Below are 23,911 nucleotides of genomic sequence, written 5' to 3' on the forward strand. Positions count from 1 at the left end.
CCGATACGGCGGCCATTCAACCGGTACATCTCGATGACCTCGTCGAAACGGTTCTGTTCTTTCTGCAACCAGGCGCGCCCTCACGCATCGCGCTTGATCTGGCCGGTCCGCGGCAGATGGCATTTAGCGACGCCGTCGCGCTGTTTCGCCGCTGGCTACGCTGGCGAAGGCGGGCTGCAAGAAAACTTCGCCGCTCTCACAGTTATCGCGGGCGCTCTTGCCGATATCGTCATCGGCCTCGCGATCCTTTGGCGGCCCGTGAGCCGCTATGGCCTCTGGGCGGCACTGATCATTTCACTAACCTACGTCGTGATCGGGACGACGCTGGTACCCCGGTTGTGGGCCGATCCGCTCGGGCCGATGCTGAAGATCTGGCCTGTGCTGATACTCAATCTAGTCGCGATGGCGATCCGGGAGGATCGCTAGTGTTCTATTTCCTCTTAAAGATGGTGCATATAATCGGTGGTGCAGTACTGCTCGGCACGGGCGCCGGCATCGCCTTCTTCATGCTGGTGGCGCATCTGCGCGGTGACCCGCGCGAGATAGCCGGGGTTGCGCGGACAGTAGTACTGGCCGACTTCCTGTTTACGGCAAGTGCCGTGATCCTTCAGCCGATCACCGGCATATGGCTTGCCTGGTCGAGCGGCTATTCCCTTCGCGATGGATGGATTGCGGCGTCCATTGCGCTCTATGGGGTGACAGGCGCTTTCTGGTTGCCCGTGATGTGGATGCAGATGCGGATGCGCGATCTTGCCGTCCATGCGGTCGAGACGAACACTAAGCTGCCTGCCGGCTACCACCGTCAATTCCGCTGGTGGTTTGCCTTCGGATTTCCGGCGTTCGCAGCTGTGTTGGTTATCTTTTGGCTGATGATTGCCCGCCCACCTATTCCTTACTGGGATTAGCATTGCATCCTTGGGCTAGGATTGACGTTGCTTACTATCTACCAAAAGAGGCTCGGCCCGCCATACGAGGTGCCACTACGAGGTGCCACTCGGGAGCGGCGAAATACGCCGAGCTCGGCCATACGCTAACCGACATGGTCGGATAGCAACGGCAGCACCCGTGTCATCTCCGTGGTCGCCCAAATTCTACACGCGATCGCGGAGATCGGTCACGCCTTCCTTTTGGGCGCAGTGATCGCAGCAATAGTAGGTGTCGCTCTTTTCCAGGCCGTGTCCCACGATGCGCGTTCGCATTCAATTCCAATTGGGCGGAGGCATGGTTCTGGGGTGGATGGGTGAAAAACTGGCTAGGCGAGCCGGAGGTCGCGATCGAGCGCTTCGCACGCGCCATCCGCCTTAACCCGCTCGATCCCTCAATTAGCGGAGTGCGAGCTGGGCTCTCGCACGCCCATATCTTCCTTGGTCGCTACGACGAGGCAGCCTCGTGGGCGGCAATGGCCTTGCAGGATAATCAGGATTTTCAACCTGCGTGGGCCGCAGGCTGTAAGTCTGCGGCCATTTTGCATACGCACCTTCGAAACGCCGCCTAGGGCCGCTGCCTGGACTATCAGCCGCCGCCGGCCGCGCCGACCGTGTCGGCCATCCCCATGGGCTTCTCGGAGCTCCTGGTCGTGTCGCGCATCGAACTCTGCGCCCAGCAGGATCACCATAGCCGATAGCCAGGGCCCAGGACGGCTGGGCCAACCACGAGAGTCAGACCAAGCGTGCGATTGCCTTCGATGCGAAGTGTGTGAGCTGATCTCTGGCGATGTCGATTGCCCCGCCCGGGACGAATCCCGAGACCTGGTCCTCCCCGGATCCGAGAAGAGACCGTAGATCGCGACGAGAGCCGCGAGCGCTGGAAAGAGTGCCGGCAGGCTGTAGTGCGTCATGCCGGCGGCCAGCGCGAGGAGGCGGTGCTCGGAGATGTTGCCGTAGACCCGCAGCACGATGTCGTTCCAACCGCGCAGCGGGACCGATCCTGCGCGGAAGCAACGTCAGGTTGAGGCACTCATTGTGTTTCTCCAGCGGTGTAGCGGCCGCGCGACACAATCTTCGGCGGAAAATGTTAGGTTGAAACCTGGGGGTGCTGCACATGATTCGGAAGTGGATCAAAAATGAAGAAGCTCTCGCTCGCCGCCATTGCGTTTATTGCGCTTGCCGTTCCCGCGTCAGCGGCTGATCTGGCGGCGCGGCCCTACGCTAAGGCGCCGCCGCCGATGATCGCTCCGATCTACGACTGGAGCGGCTTCTACATCGGCATCAATGGCGGCGCCGGTTCCGCCCACAAATGCTGGGATCAAGTCAATGTCGGAGGGGTGCCCGTCGTACCGGCCGTTGCCCTGGGGTGCCACGATGCGACCGGCGGCACGGCCGGCGGTCAGATCGGCTACCGCTGGCAGTCGGCGAACTGGGTGTTTGGCGTGGAGGCACAGGGCAACTGGGCCGATTTCAAGGGATCCAACGCCAACCTCGCCATGGCGGGCGTTCAGGATGAAACCAAGATCGATGCGTTCGGCCTGTTCACGGGGCAGGTTGGCTATGCCTGGAATAACGTGCTGCTCTACGTGAAGGGCGGTGCCGCGATCGTCAACGACAAGTACCGTGCGTTCGATATTCCGACCGGGCTGACCATCGTCGATGGGAACGAAACCCGCTGGGGCGGTGCAGTGGGGGCCGGTCTCGAATTTGGCTTCGCGCCGAACTGGTCGGTCGGCGTGGAATACGACCATCTGTTCATGGGTGATCGTGATGTGAACTTCTACGGCACTGGGGTTATTGGCCTTGCGCCGGGCGCTTTTGCCGGCGCCGCCCGGATCGGTCAGGACGTCGACATCGGCATCGTTCGCGTGAACTACCGCTTCGGTGGCCCGGTCGTCGCGAGGTACTAATCGTCGAACTTGCCCAAAAGGCACAAGACGACCCGCGAATGCGAAGTCGTCATCGCGCCGTTATCGAAGCGTAGCGGAGTTAGATGCAGTGACTACGCGCTTCTGGCGCCGGGCCAGGCGACGACCTGTCCGGACATGACGAGCCGGTCGCGCCCGCTGTCCTTGGCGGCATAGAGCGCGCGATCGGCCGCCGCCACCAGAGAGCCGCAGTCCAGTGCGCCCTGGAAGGGCATATTGGTCGCGCCGCCGAGGCTTACCGTGACGATCTTGGAGGGCGGGTTCAGTGCGTGCAGCATGCCGAGGTCGCGCAGCGCCTCGCGGACGTTCTCGCCGACGAGCTCACAACCTTCCGCGTCCGTGTTGGGCAGCAGCAGCGCGAACTCCTCGCCGCCGTAGCGGGCGGCGAGATCGGCCGGACGCCGGATCTGCGTAGAGAGGATCCGCGCCAGCGCCCGCAGGCAGGCGTCGCCGGCCTGGTGCCCGTACTGGTCGTTAAACTTCTTGAAGTGGTCGACGTCCACCAGCAGCAGCGATAGCGGGGTGCCGTCGCGCTTGGCCCGCGCCCATTCTTCCGTCAGCCGCTCGTCGAAATGCCGCCGATTGGCGATCCCGGTCAGTCCGTCGGACGTGGCGAGCGCGGCGAGCTTGTCCTGCAGGTCCTTCTGCTCGGTCATGTCGCGCGAGATCGCCACCACGCCATCGATCTCATGGGTTTCCGACGACCGGGTAACCCGCAGCGCCGTCTCGACCCAGATCTCCTTCTTCTGGCGGTGATTGGCGCGATAGATGATGCGCGCCTCTTCGGCCTCTCCGCCCTTCAACGCCGCCACGACCTGCTCGACACGCGGCCGGTCCTCCGGATTGACGCCGGCGAGAGCCGAGGTCCCGAGCAGCCTTGCCGGATCCCAACCGAGGATGCGGGCGCAAGAGGGGGAGGCGTAGAGGATGCGCTCGTCCAGCCCGACGCGCATCACCACGTCGCTGCACTGTTCGGCGATCAGGCGGAAATCGCCCTCCTTGGCGACCAGCGCGGCCGCCATGCGCTGCCCCTTCGCGAGATAACGCACCAGGAAGAAGCCGATCAGCGCGATCGACAGGGTCAGACCGGCGACGATGCCGAAGCGCGTGACGGCCTGTTGGCGCCACGGGGCGAGGACATCGCTCTGCGCTTTCGTCGCCAAGACGACGATCGGATACCGGCCGCTTTTCTGGTAGAAGCTCAGTCGCTCCTGCCCGTCCAGCGGAGACTTGAAGTAGTAGGCGCCGGCGTCCGGCCGCTGGCCCATGGTGCGGAATAGCGGTGAGCCCGACATGTCGCGTCCGACGTAGGCCGCTTCGTCGTCGCGACTCCTGGCGAGCATGATGCCGTCGGCCGTGAGCAGCGAGACCGCGCCGTTGGGCCCGATGTCGAAGCGCCGGTAGAACTGCGTGAAATAGGCGACATCGACGCTGGTCAGCACCACGCCGGCGAAGCTGCCGTCGGCGTGGTTGAATCGACGGGACGCGGTGACAATCCACTGTCCGCCGGACCGGCTCTTCACCGGCCGACCTATCAGCGTTCCGCGGTCGGTCGAGGCGCGGTGGCGCTGGAAGTAGTCGCGATCGCTGTTGTTGAAGCTGGCGAAGTCGCCGTCTTCGGTGGTGGCGAGCCAGCGGCCGGCTTCGTCGTAGACGAAGATGCCACGGATGCGTTGTCTGTTGTACTTGCGGGCTTGCAGGAAGCTCTGGATCTTCGCGACGGCTGCCGGGCTCGTTCCGCCGACCTCCATCCGGTCGACCATGCCAGCGAGGATGGTGTCGGCGAGTTCGAAGGTATCCTCGGCATGCTGCGTCAACGACTGGGCCAAGTTGGCCATGTCGACTTCGGCGTTGCGCAGCTCGACCTGGCGGGACTCCCACTCGCGCCATCCACTCAGCGCCAGAATGGCGACGCAAGCCAAGGCCACGAAAGCCGCCGCCCACAAGGGGAAGCGGGCCTTCTCGACCTCGCGGCGGGTGCTTGGCATCGGACGTGTGGCTCCTTTTAGCACAGGGTCCCACTCGGGTCTTAATGGCGGGTTGCTATCGTCGGCAGGATGCGGTGTTCGGGTAAGCGCTGTTTCGTCGCGGTGTCCAGGATTTTATGCTTTACGGTGACCGTCCGTTAACCGGGACTCAGACCTCGGTCGAACGGCCTCGCGTCGCGCGCTGGTCGGCGGTGCTGCGTGCTTTTCCCGTAGTCGTCCGGGAGCAAGCTTTATTCGCCCGTTAATGATGCGGCGTCACCCTCGGCAGAGACCGCTCCCAGACGGTCTGTAAGGACGGGCGTGCGGGTGGGGTCGCCTCCAGCCTGCGCCCGTCCTTAAAATGAGAGATGCCATGGACCATAGCTCGCAATCGCTCGAGTCGATCTTGAGGAAACTGCGTCTCCATGACGGCGATGCTCATACCGCGCAAGTTCGCGAACCGGACATCACTCGGCCTCGCGTTCCTTCTCGGGTCCGGGAGCCGGCCAGACAGCCGGAGCCTCCACGACGCTGATGCGACATTCAACGATCGAATTCGTCATTGTCGGTGCGCGGTCTTGGCAAGGTCTGGCGCTGAGCGTATTGCCCACGCGCCTCGCCGCGTTCGCGTGCCGCTTGTCGCTCGAAAGGGTCGCGACTGACGTTGGCCTGCAGCTCCGCTAGTTCGATGAAGACGTCTGCCTGGCGGCGCAGCTCATCACGGCCAAGGAGCCCGATCGTAAGTGATGCGGCGGCTCGGGTTTGATGCCGACGGATCTTCCTAGTTGGGCGGCATCCGCCTTTCGCCGCCGCGGCAGCGCTCCGAGATCTGCCAACCGTCGACGTTCCGGGCAGCTTGACGTCGATGACCAGCACGTCCGCGACGTGGCGCTAGTCCAGCGCCTCCTCGCCGGTGCTTGCCTGGATCACGTGATAGCCGCGATAGCCGCGCAGCGCTTCGACGACGAACTCACGGATCAGGGGGCGTCCTCTGTGCGCCGGCTGATGCCCGGTGCCACCGCAGACGTCGCCCTTGACCTCTGCGGGCCCACGTTTCCTCTCGATTCTCCGGCGCCGGAGAAAAGGCTAGAGGGCGCTGGTGCGCGATGGCGGCAGCGGCCGGGCGCTGCCGGTGGGTTTGCTCTTGGCGTCGTACCTCTTGGCTAACTCAAGCAGCCTTCTGCGTGTGAACGGATCGGCCTTCTCCGCCAGGTCGCGCGCCCGCTGCGCGAAGCCGCTGTAGAACTCTTCCATGACGCCACCCCACAACATCACCGAGCGCCTATCTTCGATGGCCGGCGAGGCTCACGTCAAGAGATCGCTTGTGCCCGTCCGGTAAACGGCACTACGCTGACCGAGGCGGGGGAGTCACATGTCGCTGCTGCACCCTATCCGGAAGCCGTGCCCGCACTGCGGGCGCCCGATGAAGCTCGTGCGCGACGAGGCGGCCAGAGGCGGGGAGCGCTACGTCTGCCCCGATTGCGACGATGATCCGCTGCACGATCCCGCCGCCCGCAAGTGGGTGGACGGCCCGCTGCGGCCGCCGGCGAAATAGTGGCCCGGAAAAGAAATCGACCCGGGTTGGTCCGGGCCTCGCAAAGCCCGGACTGGCAAGTTCGTCGGCGGCGCACCAACTCGTTTTAGATGCCAAACATGGGGAGGCGCGATGTCGACGGTCGCAAAGCTGCTCGCGCGGAAGCAGGCGCTCCTGGAGCGACTGGAGAGCGCTCCTGGGCCAAACGAGCGGGAGGAAATCCAGGCGCTGCTCGCCCAGATCGAGACGGCGCTGAACCTGCTCGATCCGAGAGATGCGGCCGGTCCAAACGACGAGTGAACCGAAGTCGCCGCCCGTCAGAGCGCGCTCAGATCGTCCGGCACCTCGCCGAACTTCCGGATCAGTGTGGCGTCGCTGAATTCGCCGCTCGACGGATCTCCGGTCCGCGAAAAGGCGACCGCGCCCGCGCAGCCTGGTTTTCGCGACAGCGCCTCGGCGCGCATGACGGCGGCGTTGGCGCTCAGGCATTCCACCGCCTCGCTGGGCGCGACGCCGTCGTCCGCCATCACGAACGGCAGCGCCACGCAATAGGTGACGTCCATCGCAGTCACTCCTTGCGCTCGTGCTGTCGCCCGCGTGCATATCCTTTCGAGACGGCCGCACGCAGCTCGTTGGTCTCGGCTTCGAGAAAATCGATGGCGACCAATAGCGCCTTCACGCCTGCCGGGCGTCCCCGCCGCAGGCTTCGATCGCCTGGTCGGCGGCCAGTTCGAGATCGGCCTCGGCGGCTGCAGCAGGTTCTGAAGCGGCGGACATGCTTCCATGTTCTTTATTTGGTTCCTTCTGAGTCAACTGGCATTCCGCTGGCGCGAGGGACCCATGCGGATGAATCTTCGCCAGGAAAGGCTGGCCTGTCGGAACTGGCATCTGCCGTTCGTCTTGAATCCAGGCCTCGAATCGGAGTTCTGCGTAACAGGGCCCCGCGCGCCAATTGGAAGGGATTCTTGAGACTATCGCTGGTCACCTGTCCGGTAGCGCTCTACCCGGCCACTTCCGACAGTGAGAGGATCAGCTTCAATCAGCTCAACCGACAGACCGGGCATCGCATCAAGTACTTGAAGGTCGATGCGGACACCGGCGACGAGGTGCCGAACGAGCACATCGTCAAGGGCTATGAACTCGACAAGGGCCAGTATATCGAGGTCTCGAAAGAAGAGCTCGAGGAGATCGCGCTGGAATCGACGCGCACGATCGAGATCGACGAGTCCGACATCGACCCGCGCTATCTGATCCGGCCCTACTACCTGCGCCCCGACGGCAAGGTCGGCCACGATGCCTTCGCTGTGATCCGCGAGACCATTCGCGAGATGGACAAGGTCGCGATTGGGCGCGTCGTGCTGACCAACCGCGAGCACATCGTCGCGCTGGAGCCAATGGACAAGGGTCTCGTCGGTACGCTGCTACGCTACCCGTACGAGGTGCGCAGCGAGCAGGAATATTTCGACGAGATCCAGGATGTCAAAGTCACCAAGGACATGCTGGACCTCGCCAGGCACATCGTGAACCAGAAGGCGGCGCGGTTCGATCCCGAGAAGTTCGAGGACCACTACGAGACCGCGCTCATCGACCTCATCAACCAGAAGCGTGCCGGCAAGCCGAACACGGCGAAGGAGCGGCCGGCATCGACAAACGTCGTCGACCTGATGGAGCCACTGCGTTGGAGCGTGCGCGGCGAGGCCGCCGAGACCAAGACTCCGAAGAAGCCGGCCAAGAAGGGGAGGAAGGCGGCGGCCGGGCAGAAGGAAATGCTGATGCCGATTGCCGGCAAGAAGCCGGCCAAGGAAGCAGCGGCAAAAAAGTCGGCGGCCAGGCCGCAGCGGAAATCGGCTTAGGACGCGTTAAAGGTGCGTTCGTTAACGAGAGCTCCTCCGATGACCATCAACCTGAATCACACCATCGTCCCTGCCCGCGACAAGAGGGCAGCGGCGCAATTTTTTGTGCGCATTTTTGGCCTTCATCCGGATCTGAAAGACGGCCATTTCGCTCCGGTGCGTATCAACGACACGCTCACGCTCCTTTTCGACGAACAGGAGGTGTTCGAGAGCCATCACTACGCCTTCCACGTCAGCGATGCCGAGTTCGATGCCATCTTCGGTCGCATTCGCGAGGCGAACCTCGCCTATGGCAGCGCACCTTGGAGCCTCGAGGACGACAAGCTCAACGATTGGAACGGGGGCCGCGGCGTCTATTTTCGTGACCCTGATGGCCACATGCTCGAACTCATGACCGTGCCTCAGTAAGCTTCACTGGGCCTGGCTCACGCGCACAATTGTGCCGCTGTCGGTATCGAACCTCCGCTCGGGGTTGGCGATTTCACGGCTCCTGACGACCGAAGGATCAGATGGCGCTCGTCCTCAGAGTTAGCCGAGCATGAATTCGAAAGGGAGCCGGTATAGAACGATGCTGACGCAGATCTATGAGGTAGCTACGCCCGCCGAAGCCGAGGCGATATCCGCAATCGGCGTGGACCATATCGGCGTGCTTGTCGGCGATGGCGTCTTCCCTCGCGAGCTTCCAGTCCACAAAGCAGCAGCTATCATGAAAGAGATCCGCGCGCCGTCCCTACTTTCCGCGCTATTCCTCTCGGCGGATGTCGGTCTCATCGAACGGATGGCCAGGGAGCTTGACCCGCCCATCGTGCACCTTGGTGCTTCGAGCGAATTGCTCGCCCCCGATGATGTCGTGGCGCTTCGAAGGTCTCTGCCAAACGTCAAGTTCATGCGCAGCGTACCTGTGACGGAAGCCGCGGCGGTGCAGGTGGCGCGCACATATGATGGAATTGTCGACTGGATCCTGCTTGATAGTCACCGCATAGGCGATGCTCAGATCGGTGCGCAGGGCGTGACGCATGATTGGAGCATCAGTCGAAAGATTGTCGAGACTGTTCGGAGTCCAGTAATCCTCGCAGGCGGGCTAGGACCGGACAATGTCAAAGAGGCCATCCGGTTGGTCCGACCTGCCGGCGTCGATTCGAAAACGAAGACTGACCGCGAGGACACCCACTCGAAAGACCTAGCGAAGATCGAAGCTTTCCATCGCGCCGCAAAGAGCGGCTAGATTGCACTTCCTTTTTTCCCCGCATTCGACTCCTGCATCGCCGATCCAGACGTTGGAGGCGCACCTAGTCTCAGCAGCTCGGGGGCGAATTCGCATACGAACGGCCGAAGCAGGGCTGCGTGTCGGAGTGCGGGCGCATCCGCGTTAGCGTGATTTGGTGGTCTCCTCGGATGCCCTGAGGCGATCGAGCAGAGATTTCAGCGAGGACGGAAATTCTCTCTCGACGCGCATCAGGGAGCCCAGCCGTTCGCCGACCTCCGCAGCGATGGCGCGGCTCTGCATGGCATCGATCACGACCGAGTTCCGCATCGAATTCACTATCTCCTCCGAAATTCCAAACATTCGGGCGCCGGATTGGTTGCGGCTAAAGTTCACTTTTGAACATTCCGCGGAACGAATCGCTCAGGTTGTACTTTGTGCTTGGGGCCGAATTAGAATAGCGCTTGTCGGAAGGCGAAACGTGGCGGGACGAGAGTATCTGAACCGACAGGCGGCCACCCTCCTCAAGTTCGCGAAGACGACCACCAATCCGATGGTCGCCTTAGGCTTGGTCGAAAAGGCCGCCGATTCAAGGAGCAAGCCGAGGAGCCGCGCGCCGAAGGCGGTGCCGAGGCGCCCGATGCTGCTGGCGACGGCTAGTGCCTCGCTCGCCCCGGGCATAAGGTAGCCGAGCCTGTGCGCATCGAATGGCCGTCCGCGCCGGCGCAACTGATCACCGCCGCCTCCCGTCTTGGGGACGGAGCCCGCCCGACCACCGCGAGGTGACTGGACCGGAATTCAGAGCAGCGTCAGGACCGCGACCACCACGACCAGACCCGTCGCGGTCACGCACCAGCATGACACCTCGAAGACTCGCATAACCTGCCCCGGTTGAAGGGCCTGCCCTGCCGCGGACGCTATATCGGGAACTCGGCGACTGGAACCGCAACTTTTTCATGCCGTCATGTGTTCACGGCAGGGGCGCACGACACGCGAGGCATGCCGATGCCCCTAATACCAATAGGTGATGTATTTCTCACAGTGGCGATCATGACTCTTGCCTTCCTCGGCGAGGTCGCAGTGTTCGCTCTTCTCGGAATCTTCTGAGCGCTTCGACCGAGGCGGCTGGCGCGACCACCGCGAGATCCGGCGTGCGCACCGTGGCGCGCGACGCACCGGATTGCTACGGACCTCTCGTCGCGGGATTCTTTACGATTTCGGCTTAAATTCCGGCTCGATGGACAGCGACTATGATACCGAGCGAGAAGCCGAAGCGGCGATGAAGCTGGCCGCGGCGACCGATGGATTCGAACGGCAACGCTGGATCGGCCTCGCGATGGCCTGGCAGGAAATCGCTCGCCTCCGGGAGCCCTCGATGTTGGGTGCCGACGCCGAAGAGGCGGCCTAGTCCGAATCCGGCGGATAGTCCGGGCAGGTTTCTCCGATCGAATCCAGCACCTCCTGGACCTCCGCAAGCGCATCATCCGAGGAGACTCCAACCGGCGGATCCCGGCGGGCGATGTGAAGGCGCGCTCGCGGGCGTGCGGATCAGCGCGGTCCTGCATCCAGCCGTGCTCGTCGCATTCGCGAATGGCACCGGCTTCCTGCAGCACGGACAGCGCGCAGCCGCACAGCGTCCGGATCGCCGGCCGCCTCTCCTTCGTCATCAGCATCGACATCGCTCCTGCCGGGACGAATCCTTGTGCCCCGTCGCTCGTTCCGGGCGGTTAGCACGTGGCAGGGATTCGCAATCGGCAGGGCTCCGGCTTGTCCACCTGTTCCGTTGTCCTGTCCAGATCGCTAGGCGACCGGGGCGGTATGAAAACACCCGCTTTCGATTGGTGAGATATTCGGGGGCAGCGACTCCTTCGCCGGTAGAGGACCTGCCCGCGCACGAATGCGGAACGGTCTCTGACGGCCCAGTCGTTAGCCGCCGTTCTCATCCACAATCGGGTGGTGGCTCCTGGTCTGGGAATGGCCCGACCCAGCCCTTCTTTTGGCATGAGATCATCAAGCGCAACCCTTCGGGCGTCATTGAATTTCGATTCTCTTTTTCAGGATAATAAGTTGCCGGAGGAATGATCTTTCCGTGCATCTCGAAGGCCAAGCGGACCATCTCTGAACCGATGCCGGCACTTCGGAAGCCTTCTTGAAGGTCAATGACATCAGCATGGACTTCGTCGCCCAACATCTCATGCTCCACGATGCGCAGACTGAACTCGCCGACTTTTTTTCCTTCGTGGTAAGCGCTTATCCAATCCTCCCTCACGTCAAACTCAATTTTTCGACCTCTTGCGTCGATGAATTGATGATCATAGTGCATCCAAGATCTCCACCAGCATCAACTGGCCCTATGGGAATGAAGTATTTCGTCAAGACGCGACGCAGCTCGATAAATGGCAGATCGATGCTTCCCCTCATTGTCGCGATTCAAACAGCTCAGCAAGATGGGCCTTAGATCGCCGGCATTCTTGAAGTCATTGGGCAAACCCTGCACTGCATTTGCGAAGGCCCCAAAACCAAGACGGAAAAGATCAGCGAGGCTTCGAAGTTGAAGACGGATTCATTGCAGCGGCGATGGAACAGCATGGTTGCTGGCTTCACCCTGGTCTTGGAGAAAATCGGAGAGGGATTCACCGAAGCCTTTGAGGAAATCAGTTCCTGGTTCATAGACGCCGGATCGACTTTCAACGGAGAAAGACTGACCGAGACCATGCGGAAGTTCGTATCCGGCATCCTGAAGGGCTTTGATTATGACACTTGGCGCGGTATGCTTGATGACATGTTTGTCCGAACACACTTGAGCAATGGGTGGCCGCTCGCGGCCGCCCATCACAAGCGCGACATTTGCGCGGATGCAAATGGCTAGCCAGTCGAGGCTCAAATATGCAAACGCCAGCTCCCTATCGTCGACAATCATGCTCCTAGAGAGAAAGCACCAAATGTCGACGCCCAGATCGTCAAAGTTACGAGCGGACCTGTCTCTTGAAGACATCGGACAAAAAACTCCGCTAAGACTCGAGATCGCGGCAAGATTGGCGGTGCATCAGCCGGTGATCCTAAGAAGTGGGGTGAGGTTGGCCAAGGAATCGCGGAAGGTCTGAAGGCTGTTTGGTCGACCGTCAGCGACGTGTTCACCGGGATCGCGAAGTTCGCTGGCGTCAACACCGGCAGCTACAAAGAGATGGCCAAGTTCGCTACTGAGTTACTTGGGTTCGCCGTGGTTCCTCACGGCGTTAGGCAGTGTACCTAAAACCCGGCGGCGTTATGCAACGAGGACTACGTCTGCTTTGCGCCTAATGCGACGACGTTTGTGCGGCAGCGCAGGATGTCGCGATGGGCCAGAAGCAGCCTTTCCTCCGCAGTCAGCTCGTGACGTTTTACCGCGCCTCGCACACGCCATTTTGAGGTAGACTCGAGCGCTTGGTGCTCTGAAGACGAGAGCCGGGAGGCGCCCATGGACGTCGCGGCCTGGCTGTGTGGTCTGGGGCTGGGACAGTACGAACAGGCGTTCCGGGAGAACGACATCGACGCCGAGGTCCTCATGGACCTCACGGCCGAGGATCTGATCGGGCTCGGCGTCGCCTCGATCGGCCATCGCCGCAAGCTGCTCGCCGCCATTGCAGCCCTGCGCGCCGGCTCAATTTCGGCGACCACCCCTGACACGGCCGCACCCGCCGCGCTGTCCGGGAAAGCTTTGCTTGCACCCGAGGCCGAGCGTCGCCAACTCACGGTGATGTTCGTCGACCTGGTCGGCTCGACCGCGCTCGCGGCGCGGCTCGATCCGGAGGAGATGGCCGAAGTCCTGCGGAACTATCACAGTGCAGTGGCGGGCGCGATCGCGCGGTTCGAAGGCCATGTGGCGAAGTACATGGGTGACGGTGTGCTGGCCTATTTCGGCTATCCGCGCGCCCATGAGGATGAGGCCGAACGTGCGGTGCGGGCCGGCCTCGCCGCGGTCGCGGCGGTGCGCAGCCTAACGGCGCATGGCGCGACGCTGGTAGCCCGTGTCGGCATCGCGACCGGCCCGGTGGTTGTCGGCGAGTTGATCGGCGAGGGCGCGGTGCGCGAGGAGACGGTGGTCGGCGACACGCCGAACCTTGCGGCGCGGCTGCAAACCCTGGCCGAGCCGGGTGCGGTGGTGATCTCTGCCCGGACCCGGGAGCTCATTGGCGGGCTGTTCGAGCTCGCCGAGCTCGGCATGCAGATCCTGAAGGGATTTCCCGTTCCAGTACGGCCGTGGCGCGTGGTCGGGGAAGGCACCGCCGAGAGCCGGTTCGAGGCGTTGCACGGGGACGGCCTGACGCCGCTTGTCGGTCGCGAGAATGAGATCGGGCTGCTGCTCGAGCACTGGGAGCGAGCCAAGGAGGGTGAGGGTCAGGTGGTGCTGCTGACGGGCGAGCCTGGCATCGGCAAGTCGCGCCTCGTGCGGGCGCTGCGCGGGCGACTTGAGCATGAGACGCATACGGCGCTGAGCCACTACTGCTCACCGCATCATCAGACCAGCCCACTTTATCCGGTGGTTGGCCTGCTGGAGCGGGCGGCGGGCTTCGCCGCAGACGATCCCGCCGCAACGCGGCTCGACAAGCTCGAGGCGCTGCTTGCGCTCTCGACCGATGATGTCACCACGGTGGCGCCGCTGCTTGCGCCATTGCTGTCGCTCGAGACGGCTGCGCGCTACCGGCCGTTCGACATGAGCCCGCATCGGCAGAAGGAGCGGACGCTCGAGGCGCTGGTCGATCAGGTCCTGGGCCTCGCAGCGCGCCGGCCCGTGCTCGCCCTGTACGAGGACGTGCACTGGGCAGATCCGACCTTGCTCGAGCTGCTCGATCTTCTGGTCGACCGGGTGCAAGGCGCTCCCGTGCTCGTCCTCATCACCTTCCGGCCCGCGTTCGAGCCGCCCTGGATGCGCTATGCCCATGTTAGCGCGCTGACGCTTAGCAGATTGAGCCGCCGGCAGGGCGCGGCCATGGTCGCGCGGCTGAGCGGCGGCAAGGCGCTGCCTCCTGCGGTGCTCGACCAGATCGTCGCCAAGACGGACGGCGTCCCCCTGTTTGTCGAGGAGCTGACGCGGACCGTGCTGGAAACCAATCTGCTCCGCGATGAGGGCGACCACTACGCGCTCGCGGGGCCGCTGCCGCCGATGGCGATCCCAACTACGCTACAGGAGTCGCTGCTGGCGCGGCTCGACCGGCTGGCTCCGGCCCGCGAGGTCGCCCAGGTCGCAGCCGCGATCGGCCGGGAGTTCTCTCACGAGCTGCTTGCGATGACGGCGGCGCTGCCGGAGAGCGAACTGCAGGCGGCGTTGCACGACCTCGTCGGCTCGGGCCTGGTGTTCCGGCGCGGGACGCCGCCTCAGGCGACCTACAGCTTCAAGCATGCGCTTGTGCAGGACGCCGCCTATGCGACCCTGGTGCGCACGAAGCGGCAGCGCTTGCACGCCCGCATCGCGACCGCCATCGAGCAGCATTTTCCGGAGACGGGACAGACACAGCCGGAGCTTCTGGCTCATCATTTCTCAGAGGCCGCACTGATTGCACCGGCGATCGACTATTGGTTGAAGGCAGGACAAGCAGAGATCGCGCGCTCGGCCACAGCAGAGGCGATCACGCAACTTAGCAAGGGGCTCGAACTGATCCCGGCTCTCTCCGACGACGCCGCACGATGGCGGCGGGAACTCGAACTGGAAGTTGCCCTCGGTGTCGCGCTGATGGCTGTGAAGGGCTGGGCGGCACCGGAGGTCGGGCAGGCCAATGCACGCGCCCGAGACTTGTGCGAGCGCCTTGGCGACACGTCGCGGCTCTTTCCTGTGCTCTATGGGGAGTGGGTTTTTCACGTCGTGAGGGCGGAGCTCGAGGCCGGTCGGACGGCAGGCGAGGATTTACTCCGCCGTGCCCAGGAACAGAACGACGTCGCCGCCGAAACCATTGGCAACCGCATCGTCGGAACCGCTGAATTGCTTCGCGGCGAGTTAGCGGCTGCTCGCGATCATCTGGAGCGGACGCTCGCTCTCTACGATCCCTCCGCGCATCGGTCGCTCGCCTTCCTGTTCGCGCAGGATCCGCGCGTGGCGGGACTGTCCGTTCTGTCTTGGGGACTGTTCGCTCTCGGCTATCCCGAACAGGCGCAGGCGAGGAGCGAACAGGCATTGACAGACGCGAAGGAGTTGTCCCATCGCAATACCCTCGGCTATGCCCTGCTTTACGGCTGCATCCTGTCGCAGCTCCGCCACGACATAGACGAGGCCCGAGATCGGGCGAATGCGCTGATCGCACTTGCAGCCGAGCAGGATTCCCCACACTTCCTCGGAGCCGGCATCATCATTCGTGGCTGGACGCTGGGCGAGGTTGGGGATTTTGGGGCTGGCATCGCGCAGATCCGAGATGGGCTTGCGATGTGGCAGGCCACCGGAGCGGGTTTCTTGGTGCCCTATTTCCGAAGCCTGCTGGCCGAGGTCCACGGCCAGTCGGGCGCTGTGAACGAGGGCTTGGATCTCATTACCGAAGCGCTCGACCGAGTGGAAGAAACCGGCGAGCGGTGGTTCGAGGCCGAGCTCCATCGTATGATGGGCGAGCTGATGCTGCAGCTGCCGAGGTCCGACCCGACCGCCGCGGAAGCTCGGTTCGAGCATGCGGCTGCAACGGCGCGACAGCAGGGCGCCAAGCTGTGGGAGTTGCGCGCGGCGACACGCCTTGCACGATTGTGGAGAGACCGGGGTCGGTGCGGCGAGGCGCACGACCTGCTCGCGCCACTCTATAGCCAGTTCACCGAGGGCTTTGGGACACCGGATCTACAGGCTGCCAGCGCAATACTTCGAGAGACCACTGTCAACTTCGAGCCGGAGAACCCGATCCCAAATACCAGTAGTTGATTCTCATACGAGCATGTCAGGTCTCTTGGCGAAGTCGCCTGGACGGGATGTGATGGATAAACTAGAGCCGCACCCTTCCAAAATAGGGCCGCTGCCAGACGAAAGTTTGCACGGGTCATTTTCGACGGATTCAGCGGCCTTGTAGGCAGGTCGATGTCCGCTTCTCCCCTTAAGCGCCATAACAGGACAGGGCCAGAAGCGTTGCTTTCGGCCAAAATCCCATGATTCAAACCTCCAAACTTGGGGGCTGGAATCATGCGCTACGAACTCGCCGATTATGTGTGGGTTGCCATCAAGCCGATGCGGCCGAACAAGCCGCGACGCCCACCTCGAGTAAACGACCGACGTGTCCTGAATGGCATTTTCTGGATCTTGCGATCAGGGGCACCCTGGCGTGATCTGCCCGTGGCGGACGAGCAAGCACCCAAGTGATCAGCCTAATGTTTCCCAGGTGCGACGCGGAGTATGGCTTCAATCACCCGTGCCATGGCGGTGACAGTGACATCACCATAATCCTCTCCGGCTGTTCGCGGCGCGTGCCCCTGGATGGCATCGACGACTCGGTGATCTAGACCAAGGGTTCGAGCGATCGTTTTCAAACGGTGCCGCCAGCCGTGGTTAGGTTGCACACGCTTATCGAGCACGACAGCTCGAACAAAATCCAACACGCGTTTGTAGGCTCCCTTCGCAAAGAGTGGACCATCATTCTTCGACAAAGCTTAGAAGGCTGAGGTCGAGGAGGTGCTCATGCACAGGCACTAACCTGTACGAACCTGATTTGATGCTGCCCGCGCCGGGATTGAAATCGAATACGTGATGTTTGGAGTGCTTGCGGATGTCCTCTTTGCGAAGCTGTAGCGCCTCGGCAATCCGACAGCCAGTGTAGCACGCGATGAGCGGAGCCCACTTCTTGGCGGCGGCAGTACGAGCATCCTCTTTCGAGGCAAGCCGCGACGATCGCTTCTGCTTCCTCGTCGGTGAAGCCTTTTGAGCGAGTGCGGATTTTCTTTTCAGATTTAACCTTGATTGCATCCGCTGGATTCCTTGCCAGCTTCTGGTTGTCCACGCCCCAGCCGAACACGGATCGGATCCCCGGCAGATCGCCGTCCTTCAACGTTTTGGCAGAGACTGTCTTGAGGCGGTGATCCTTGAAGCCGATCATGTCTGCGTCGGTGACGCGGCCTGCATCGTCATGACCCAAGAACCTCACCAAACGGTCTATAGCGCCTTTGTAGGCGTCGTGTGTGGTCTTGCTGCGTCCGGTGGCCTTGGCTTCCGCCCACCACAGATCAAACAAGCCGGTGATCGTCTGCTTCGGTTTGATTGCTTTGACCGTCTCGATTGCCGGGAAACGTTGCGCCTTCGGGTCCGGACTATAGTCGCCCTCCGAATTGCGCCGCAGTTGCCATCCAGCGTCCAGGGAGGCGGTTCCGACAAGTTGCAGAAATCGGCGCCGCTCTGTCGGTGCAAGTTTGATGCGCTGGCGGATCAGCACCCAGTCAGCGAGCAAGCCGAAGCGGTCCTCTAGGCTGTCGTATTGACCTGCTGGGCGCGCATTCACGGCCGCGGTCAGATCGCCGGTCCCGAATAGTTCGACCGCGCTGGCCGTTTCGTTGGGCGTGAGCGCGGCCGGTGGTGGGTTCTTGATGCGCCCTTCAAGCGCCGCCCTATGAAGTGCCTTGTGGTATGTCCAGGCAGAAGGCTCTCCAGGATCGTCCCCGTGAATTTCGTTGTAGAGGCGGTAGGTCTCGCCGCTGAGCGCGACCAGCTCTTTGTATGAGAGATGAATCGGCTCAGCTTCCGTTAGTTCGAATAGCCTCTTGAGGTGGTCCAGTGCGTTGGCCTGCCTTGCCTCAGCAACGATGCGATCAGTCGTTTCAAGGCTGAACGCAACATCGTCAGCGATCTTCGTTACCTTGATGCACTGAACATCGTGGCGGTTCGACAGGTTGAGCAGAATGCGCCTACCGCGGAGCTGGTTGACGACCTTTGCAGGAACTCGAATCCGGAATTGGGGGACGTTAGAGCGGGCTCGTTTAGCCATAGAAGTCTTCAAGAAAACCATTGGTCTGTGTGGCACTTTCGTGTGGCACTCAGGACCGAATTTCCAAGAAAATCAATGCATCCAATAGGATGGATGGTGCTGCCAGACAGGATTGAACTGGCGCTGCTGAATGCCGAAGACAGGGTGCGCAAACGTCGCCGATCGGACCGCAGCACCTGAAATCAGTCGACGCCTCAGGCGTCCGGCTGCAGCTTCTTTCCGACTTCGACGGCGCACCCGTATCGTGATCCGGACGGCACGCTCGTCGAACACTACTGGCAGCCGGATCAACTCGCCTATCCACGACGAGGACGGACGGCGGGATCAGATGGAGCGCTTTGCTCGCTTAGCAACTTGCCGGTGGTGCTATTGACGAAATGTAGCGAGGCGCAGGCAGGACACCACACGGAAACGTGGGTGTCTACGATCTCCGAACTCTCCGGCCGGGCATCGTCCAGTCGATGCTGGACATTCATGCCCGTGCGTGGGCACTTGAAAAGGATCTGGCGCGGCATGCCCACTTAGTGCTCTTGATTCAGACCCGGGGAAATTGCGGTTGACTACTTAAGGCCCATCCCGGCGTTTGCGGTGGGTCAAGGCAAGTGCGTCCATTCCTACGCTTGGTGCGGCATTGGGCGCTGGGCGCTCCGGTACCGGCGAAGCAAAGCCCAGGACCTCTTGGCACCCCGGGGCGCCGCTTCGGTGCAAGGCCAGACGACCGCGACCAAGGAGTTGGCTCCAAAGAGCGACTCAATCGGCCTCGGCGCTCCTCTGGAAGCCGGGGCTGATTTGTGTCGGCTCTACTGGGTCAACGCGGCAGCAAGCGTTCTTAACCGATTCACCCGCCGGCCGCCGTCAGGCACAGGTACCATCGGCGGCACCTCCAGTGGGAGAGAGCCATGATGTCCGCCAACGTCGACGAGACAGCAGTGGTGCGCTACGCGCTCGAGACGACCTGTGCGACAACGATCTGCCCCTTCCACGATGAGGTGATCATCCGCGCGGGCGACGATGCCGCCGAGAGCCATGCTTACGAACGCGCCAAGCGCGTCGCGACGGGACGAGCTCTCAGGGAAGAGATCGATCGCCAACTTGCCGTTGCCGCAGACGGACGATGCCCAAAGTGTGATCCGACCGCTTCAGGCCACTGAGGGCGCATGGGTTCGTTCTGCCTTCGGCAAGCTTGGCCAGTTTGTCCGCCCCATCAGTGGTATTTTCGATGCGATCCTGCCGGTCGCGCCGGCTCCGCAGCTCGCGGTGATGGTTTTCTCATTTTCCCGCCTGACCAAAGTCGGCTCTGCGATCGGGTCATCAAGATTGTGGCCCCTTGGGCTGGTCATATCCAGCGTTCGCGACGATCTTCTCTTGAAACTACGCGACTTCGGCCGGATACTGGATCGGGTCCTTGGCCATCAGCAATCCGAGGAGGACGATCATGGCAATCCAGATCGTGATGGACCGTACCGGCGACAGCCGTCACCTTTTCGATCCGGCCGACGAACGAGAGCTGGCGAGGGCGGAGCGGCGGTTCTACGAGCTCACCGATGCCGGCTTCACTGCAGCGGCCCGGACGGGTCCGGGTCAGGTCTCGCAGATCCGGTCGTTCGACCCAACCGCGAAGGAAACCGTGTTCTTCCCTAGGCTGGTCGGCGGGTGATTGGTCCGCGCCATGTTGGGCTTCAGGCCGTCTCGACCGGGTGAACTCTCGCGCGTGAGAGCCATCCGGGCTCTCGTCATACGACACGGTGCCGAGAGAACTCCGGAGGGCCGCTCGCTGCGGCTCTTGCGAGAGTGGCTATCGCCAGCGCAACGGACGCAGTTCGCGGTAAAAGGCTATTTCGAGGTCGTCGGCGGCGACACGGGCAAGCGGTACAGGATCTACCCGGGCGCCATGACGAACGTCTGCGAGATCGATGAAAAGGACCATCCGACAATCGGGCTGTGCTTCCTGCCGGTGGGCGAGCTGCCAATCGGAGACATCATGCTTTCCCAGAAAATTGCGCTGGAAAGCTGCGAGAGCCGCGCGCTCGAGGTGGCCAGAAGGTTCACTCCGACCGGTTTCATGTTCCGGCGATCGCGAAGAGCCGTCGATCGGTGTGGCGCAAGCTCGCCCACGCTGACGAGATGATCGAATGGGGTGTGCCAAGCAAGCTCGCGCGACCTAGGCGGTTGAAGGCCGGTCCGAGTAAGGGGTAGCGCCGCTTGGCAGCGAATGTGGTGAGCGCAGTGGCAACAGGGCCGCGAGAGCACCACCATTAATCTGTTCGCTGTTCCTAGGCGACGCTCTCCTGCTCGACCGGCGAAATCGCCAAACAGGCCCGGGCGAACTCAGAAGTTCGCCAATGTGGGCGCCGTGTTCACACACCCGGAACGGAAAGCCCAATACTTTTGTTCAATCCTCCAGAGTCCTAACTGAGGAGAAGGGCTATGATCGCTAACAGACTTATGATCGTGGGCGCGGTGCTCGCCTTCAGCGCCACCTCCGTGTATGCCGGTCCCTGCAACACGGCGAGCCGCGATGCCGGATCGGGGAATGTCCCCGGCTATACTGGACAAACTACTGGTTCCACTGCAGCTGATTCCAAGGAGCATCCGCCGACAGCTTCGATGGGCAAAGCCTCAGAGCATACCGCAACGTCGTCGGAAGACGCGCAGCGCCAGATGCAGAGCCAGCCTACCGCTGCCGAGCAATCAACGGCGACCAAGCCGGCACCCTCCGCGCAGCAACCGGATCGGACGGCAGGCACGGTCGAGCAAACACGTCCGGCGCCTACTGAACGATCAAAGAAGGCCACGGCCGGTGCGGCCGAGCCGGCACCGTCCCAGCAAAAGGCGGCGGCGGGGGAGGACTGCTAGGAGCGCGGGGCCGACCACCAGGACTGGTGTGAGGCGGTCGATGTGTGGCGGGGCTTCTCAAGTTCGGGACGTCCCAAAGGCAGCGCGTGGTCCCGTGGAGTCGTTACAACAGGCCCAATTTGCGACCCTTGACCTCGTGCGCTGCGCGCAGGGACACGCACTGGGCGTTATGGGATTTGATCCTGCCGAACTGACGCATCGGAGACTTGCCAGTGGAGCTTATTGGCAGCTTCGCGATTACGGCGGCCCGGACTCAGAAACATCGCTGCTCATTATCGCTGCTCCAATCAAGCGGCCCTATATCTGGGATCTCGGGCCAAACCTCAGCGTTATCCGGAACTGTCTGAGCCATGACGTGCGCGTATACCTTCTCGAATGGATTGCACCGTCAGCATCAGGAGGGCATGTCGGGCTCGATGAATGCGCAAGAGCCATATCCGAATGTGTGGCGAGGATCGCAACCGGGCCAAAAGCGACAAAACCCTTCTTGATTGGCCATTCGCTGGGCGGGACGTTAGCGGCAGTCTTCTGTGCAGGCGAACCGCAAGCTGTGCGTGGTCTATTGCTTCTCGGCGCGCCCCTTTGCTTTCAACCCGGGACGAACAGATTTCGCGATACGCTCGTCTCGATGATTCCGCCTGGTCTGACTGAAGCGGGCATCATTCCGGGGTCGCTGCTGTCGCATGCAAGCGCTTTCGCCTCCCCTAATGCTTTCGTTTGGTCTCGGCTGAGGGATGCAGCAATGAGCATTGGCGACTTACGGGCCCTGGATGTCCATGCGCGGGTTGAGCGCTGGGCATTGGACGAAGCCCCAGTTCCAGGGAAGCTGATCTATCAGATTGCTGAATGGCTGTATCGAGAAAACCGGTTCTGCCGAGGTACCCTTACCGTGCTCGGTCGTACGATTGGCCCGTCCTGTCTTGACGTTCCGACGCTCGCGGTCGTCAACACGGCAGACGAGGTCGCGCCGCTGGACTCGATCGAAGCGCTCCTTGATGCATTGCCTACCAAAGATGTCTCGCTCATCAAATACTCCGGCGAGATCGGGGTTGCATTGCAACACCTCGGAATCCTTGTAGGACGGGAGGCTTACGCGCGTATCTGGCCGAACATCATCGCTTGGCTGGCGGCGCATCGCTGACGGTCCGATCGGGCGGCAAGCCGGCAAGCGGGCTGTCAATTTGATTTTGACGGGAACGTTTTCCCTTCAAAGCCATCCAACGATGCAGCCACGGGAGCGCCGATCAGACGCGTTGGACACCCGAATCGTGCGGGACACACCCGTTGGTACCGGAGGACAAGGTGAGGCTTTCGAGCAATCCCCAAGTCAATGGCCAGGGTTCTTCCAACTTCTACCACCCGACGACGCATCGTCGCAGGTTTGGCGATGACTGCCGTCCCACTGTCGTTGGCAAGTGCGAACAAGGCCTACGCACAGGACAAGCAAGCCACGCCTGAGAAAAGTCTGTACGGCGGCTGGGCGGCGTCTTCGCCATCGCAGCGGTCGTGGATCACTTCAGCGACGCCATCGTGAAGCATCCCATCGTCGGCCAAGGGTCCAAGAATCCGCAGCTGCGAGAATGGCACACCAAGAGCCTGGAAAGGCTGCCCGGCCTCAAGTTCATGCGCACGCTATGGGTCTGCGACGTTTCGGGTGGGCCTTTCAAGTTCACAGCGACGAGGCCCGGCGCAACGCCGCTCGGCCTTGAGGAGGCTCACCGCAATCTCCGGATCGCCCCGCAGCGTTCGACGAGATCGCTGCGGAGCTCGGACGGAGCCTGGATCACTTCAAGGTCCCGAAGCGCGAAAAGGCCGAGGTCCTGGAAGCCTTTGCCGCTCACAAAGATGAGGTGACCGCTGGCTATTCCGCCAAGCGCGGCTGAAGCAACTATCTGTCTACAGACAATCCCGCTGCGGGCAACGCCGAGTGGAATTGTCAGCTGCGCGCTGACGAGACCATAGGGCGAGATGCGCTGCCTACTGTTATAGGCCACCCGGTCGCGCCTCCCAGTACGTAGGCGTTCCGTAATACTGGTGGGTGCGCGTTTCCCAGTCTCGATCCTGCCACGAGTCATCACTGAACTCAGGCGCGTCCCTCAGCTGTTGCTCGGTGATATTGGTTCGAAAACCACCACGCGACGTATCATATGTCAGCGCGGCCCAGGGAATGGGGTAATGGCTGTGACCCAACCCGACAAATCCGCCAAAGCTCATGACGGCATAAGCTACGCGATCTGACACCTTGTCGATGATGAGGTGATCTATCTCACCGATATTCTTCCCGTCTGCTCCGTAAACCTTGGTTCCTTGAATGTCTTCGCTTGAGATGCATTGATGATCCGGATGGGCTGTTGCGCGGGCCATGGCTTCGTCTCCCTCACAAGTGGGCTTTGTCGGCTTAACTCGGCCGTTACGGGGGCGTTCCTGGCTTGGGAGAAGATTTCACAACGATAGCGCGCCCCCTGTTTGAGCGCAGCGGCCGCTTTTCAAGATCGTGTTCGACAATGCGCATTCCGCAATGCTCGATTTGGCTCTTCTGGGACATACGGTCAGCGCGAATGTCGGCTTTGCGCTAATGGCGCCGATGGCGCCGCCGATCTTGAGACTGTCCGCGCTGCGTTTGAAGCCGCGTGCCAATGCGCCGAAGGCGATTTCCGGGCCTACCGCCGGCAATTAGGACTGATGGCAACGTTGGAGCGCGGCGGCCGGTTGCCAACGCAAACGAGGG

Annotated in this window: 26 protein-coding genes and 3 pseudogenes; 18 read left to right on the top strand and 11 right to left on the bottom strand. The window is 62.1% G+C overall.

All coding sequences use genetic code 11. The features are described from left to right. Positions 1–33 precede the first annotated feature (33 nt). The 4 genes from N2603_RS36360 (at position 34) to N2603_RS36375 (ending at position 2,836) form a co-directional block, all read left to right on the top strand. Positions 34–426, top strand: coding sequence for a DoxX-like family protein (locus N2603_RS36360; protein WP_260424338.1), 393 nt, complete (start codon positions 34–36; stop codon positions 424–426). Further along, a complete protein-coding gene (locus N2603_RS36365) occupies positions 426–905 on the top strand; it encodes a DUF2269 family protein (protein ID WP_260424339.1) in 480 nt (159 codons plus the stop codon). Before N2603_RS36360 ends, N2603_RS36365 begins: the two co-directional genes overlap by 1 nt. A 335-nt stretch (positions 906–1,240) precedes the next feature. After that, positions 1,241–1,495, top strand: a complete 255-nt coding sequence (locus N2603_RS45185) for a tetratricopeptide repeat protein (protein ID WP_341850460.1) — start codon at positions 1,241–1,243, stop codon at positions 1,493–1,495. Between the two features lie 567 nt (positions 1,496–2,062). Next, complete coding sequence (locus tag N2603_RS36375) at positions 2,063–2,836, top strand: outer membrane protein (RefSeq protein WP_260385925.1); 774 nt, start codon at positions 2,063–2,065, stop codon at positions 2,834–2,836. A gap of 92 nt (positions 2,837–2,928) precedes the next feature. Here the strand turns inward: N2603_RS36375 and N2603_RS36380 are convergent, their stop codons facing one another. From N2603_RS36380 to N2603_RS36390, 3 genes and pseudogenes are all read right to left on the bottom strand, one after another. Continuing rightward, positions 2,929–4,842 (bottom strand): diguanylate cyclase, encoded by a 1,914-nt coding sequence (locus tag N2603_RS36380; protein ID WP_260385926.1) that lies wholly within the window; start codon positions 4,840–4,842, stop codon positions 2,929–2,931. A gap of 522 nt (positions 4,843–5,364) precedes the next feature. Next, complete coding sequence (locus tag N2603_RS45010; RefSeq protein ID WP_425248940.1) at positions 5,365–5,697, bottom strand: hypothetical protein; 333 nt, start codon at positions 5,695–5,697, stop codon at positions 5,365–5,367. 185 nt (positions 5,698–5,882) lie between these two features. After that, positions 5,883–6,075: pseudogene (locus N2603_RS36390) on the bottom strand (hypothetical protein); the annotation flags it as partial. Positions 6,076–6,193: 118 nt separating this feature from the next. Between N2603_RS36390 and N2603_RS36395 the strand changes: the two are divergent. Beyond that, the gene (locus N2603_RS36395) at positions 6,194–6,376 is read left to right on the top strand and encodes a Lar family restriction alleviation protein (protein ID WP_260385927.1); all 183 of its coding nucleotides are present in this window, start codon (positions 6,194–6,196) and stop codon (positions 6,374–6,376) included. Between the two features lie 111 nt (positions 6,377–6,487). Then, positions 6,488–6,655, top strand: a complete 168-nt coding sequence (locus tag N2603_RS36400) for a hypothetical protein (RefSeq protein ID WP_260385928.1) — start codon at positions 6,488–6,490, stop codon at positions 6,653–6,655. Between the two features lie 17 nt (positions 6,656–6,672). Here N2603_RS36400 and N2603_RS36405 read toward each other — a convergent pair whose 3' ends face one another. After that, a complete protein-coding gene (locus tag N2603_RS36405; RefSeq protein WP_260385929.1) occupies positions 6,673–6,918 on the bottom strand; it encodes a hypothetical protein in 246 nt (81 codons plus the stop codon). Between the two features lie 363 nt (positions 6,919–7,281). On the opposite strand from N2603_RS36405, the gene ku reads away from it, so the two are divergent. The 3 genes from ku (at position 7,282) to N2603_RS36425 (ending at position 9,433) form a co-directional block, all read left to right on the top strand. Beyond that, the gene (gene ku, locus N2603_RS36415; RefSeq protein ID WP_260424340.1) at positions 7,282–8,208 is read left to right on the top strand and encodes a non-homologous end joining protein Ku; all 927 of its coding nucleotides are present in this window, start codon (positions 7,282–7,284) and stop codon (positions 8,206–8,208) included. A 39-nt stretch (positions 8,209–8,247) separates the two neighbouring features. After that, positions 8,248–8,616 carry a VOC family protein gene (locus N2603_RS36420; RefSeq protein WP_260385930.1) on the top strand — a complete coding sequence of 123 codons (369 nt, stop codon included), beginning with the start codon at positions 8,248–8,250 and terminating at the stop codon, positions 8,614–8,616. 160 nt (positions 8,617–8,776) lie between these two features. Next, the gene (locus N2603_RS36425; RefSeq protein ID WP_260385931.1) at positions 8,777–9,433 is read left to right on the top strand and encodes a phosphoribosylanthranilate isomerase; all 657 of its coding nucleotides are present in this window, start codon (positions 8,777–8,779) and stop codon (positions 9,431–9,433) included. 144 nt (positions 9,434–9,577) lie between these two features. Here N2603_RS36425 and N2603_RS36430 read toward each other — a convergent pair whose 3' ends face one another. Next, positions 9,578–9,742: a hypothetical protein gene (locus tag N2603_RS36430; RefSeq protein ID WP_260385932.1), complete on the bottom strand. Its 165-nt coding sequence runs from the start codon at positions 9,740–9,742 to the stop codon at positions 9,578–9,580. Between the two features lie 907 nt (positions 9,743–10,649). Here N2603_RS36430 and N2603_RS36435 point away from each other — a divergent pair. Beyond that, complete coding sequence (locus tag N2603_RS36435) at positions 10,650–10,820, top strand: hypothetical protein (RefSeq protein WP_260385933.1); 171 nt, start codon at positions 10,650–10,652, stop codon at positions 10,818–10,820. Here the strand turns inward: N2603_RS36435 and N2603_RS36440 are convergent. The 3 genes and pseudogenes from N2603_RS36440 to N2603_RS36450 all read right to left on the bottom strand — a co-directional run bounded on the left by N2603_RS36440 (position 10,817) and on the right by N2603_RS36450 (position 12,407). Beyond that, positions 10,817–11,085 (bottom strand): annotated as a pseudogene (locus N2603_RS36440) (hypothetical protein). The gene N2603_RS36435 and the pseudogene N2603_RS36440 overlap by 4 nt on opposite strands. Positions 11,086–11,351: 266 nt before the next feature. Beyond that, positions 11,352–11,735: a hypothetical protein gene (locus tag N2603_RS36445; protein ID WP_260385934.1), complete on the bottom strand. Its 384-nt coding sequence runs from the start codon at positions 11,733–11,735 to the stop codon at positions 11,352–11,354. 240 nt (positions 11,736–11,975) lie between these two features. Beyond that, positions 11,976–12,407, bottom strand: a complete 432-nt coding sequence (locus N2603_RS36450) for a hypothetical protein (protein WP_260385935.1) — start codon at positions 12,405–12,407, stop codon at positions 11,976–11,978. A gap of 462 nt (positions 12,408–12,869) precedes the next feature. Here N2603_RS36450 and N2603_RS36455 point away from each other — a divergent pair, with 462 nt between their 5' ends. Both N2603_RS36455 and N2603_RS36460 read left to right on the top strand, forming a co-directional pair. After that, a complete protein-coding gene (locus N2603_RS36455) occupies positions 12,870–16,283 on the top strand; it encodes an adenylate/guanylate cyclase domain-containing protein (RefSeq protein ID WP_260385936.1) in 3,414 nt (1,137 codons plus the stop codon). Positions 16,284–16,535: 252 nt separating this feature from the next. After that, positions 16,536–16,688: pseudogene (locus N2603_RS36460) on the top strand (transposase); the annotation flags it as partial. Between the two features lie 340 nt (positions 16,689–17,028). Here the strand turns inward: N2603_RS36460 and N2603_RS36465 are convergent. Next, entirely contained in the window at positions 17,029–18,327 is a 1,299-nt protein-coding gene (locus N2603_RS36465) for a hypothetical protein (protein ID WP_260385937.1), read from the bottom strand. 899 nt (positions 18,328–19,226) lie between these two features. Between N2603_RS36465 and N2603_RS36470 the strand changes: the two genes are divergently transcribed. The 5 genes from N2603_RS36470 to N2603_RS36490 all read left to right on the top strand — a co-directional run bounded on the left by N2603_RS36470 (position 19,227) and on the right by N2603_RS36490 (position 22,324). Beyond that, positions 19,227–19,478 (top strand): hypothetical protein, encoded by a 252-nt coding sequence (locus tag N2603_RS36470; RefSeq protein WP_260385938.1) that lies wholly within the window; start codon positions 19,227–19,229, stop codon positions 19,476–19,478. A gap of 284 nt (positions 19,479–19,762) precedes the next feature. After that, positions 19,763–19,984, top strand: a complete 222-nt coding sequence (locus tag N2603_RS36475; RefSeq protein WP_260385939.1) for a hypothetical protein — start codon at positions 19,763–19,765, stop codon at positions 19,982–19,984. A 12-nt stretch (positions 19,985–19,996) separates the two neighbouring features. Further along, a complete protein-coding gene (locus N2603_RS36480; protein WP_260385940.1) occupies positions 19,997–20,455 on the top strand; it encodes a hypothetical protein in 459 nt (152 codons plus the stop codon). A 299-nt stretch (positions 20,456–20,754) separates the two neighbouring features. Beyond that, on the top strand, positions 20,755–21,183 hold the full coding sequence (locus tag N2603_RS36485; RefSeq protein WP_260385941.1) for a hypothetical protein: 429 nt from the start codon (positions 20,755–20,757) through the stop codon (positions 21,181–21,183). A gap of 94 nt (positions 21,184–21,277) precedes the next feature. After that, complete coding sequence (locus N2603_RS36490; protein ID WP_260385942.1) at positions 21,278–22,324, top strand: alpha/beta fold hydrolase; 1,047 nt, start codon at positions 21,278–21,280, stop codon at positions 22,322–22,324. A 574-nt stretch (positions 22,325–22,898) separates the two neighbouring features. On the opposite strand, the gene N2603_RS36495 is transcribed toward N2603_RS36490, so the two are convergent. Continuing rightward, entirely contained in the window at positions 22,899–23,177 is a 279-nt protein-coding gene (locus N2603_RS36495; protein ID WP_260385945.1) for a hypothetical protein, read from the bottom strand. Further along, positions 23,167–23,547, bottom strand: coding sequence for a PRC-barrel domain-containing protein (locus tag N2603_RS36500; RefSeq protein WP_260385946.1), 381 nt, complete (start codon positions 23,545–23,547; stop codon positions 23,167–23,169). The genes N2603_RS36495 and N2603_RS36500 overlap by 11 nt, the downstream gene beginning before the upstream one ends. A 130-nt stretch (positions 23,548–23,677) precedes the next feature. On the opposite strand from N2603_RS36500, the gene N2603_RS36505 reads away from it, so the two are divergent. Further along, the gene (locus N2603_RS36505; protein ID WP_260385949.1) at positions 23,678–23,860 is read left to right on the top strand and encodes a hypothetical protein; all 183 of its coding nucleotides are present in this window, start codon (positions 23,678–23,680) and stop codon (positions 23,858–23,860) included. The last annotated feature ends 51 nt before the right edge of the window (positions 23,861–23,911 follow it).

The sequence above is a fragment of the Bradyrhizobium huanghuaihaiense genome (genome assembly GCF_025200885.1).
Classification (GTDB): Bacteria; Pseudomonadota; Alphaproteobacteria; order Rhizobiales; family Xanthobacteraceae; genus Bradyrhizobium; species Bradyrhizobium huanghuaihaiense.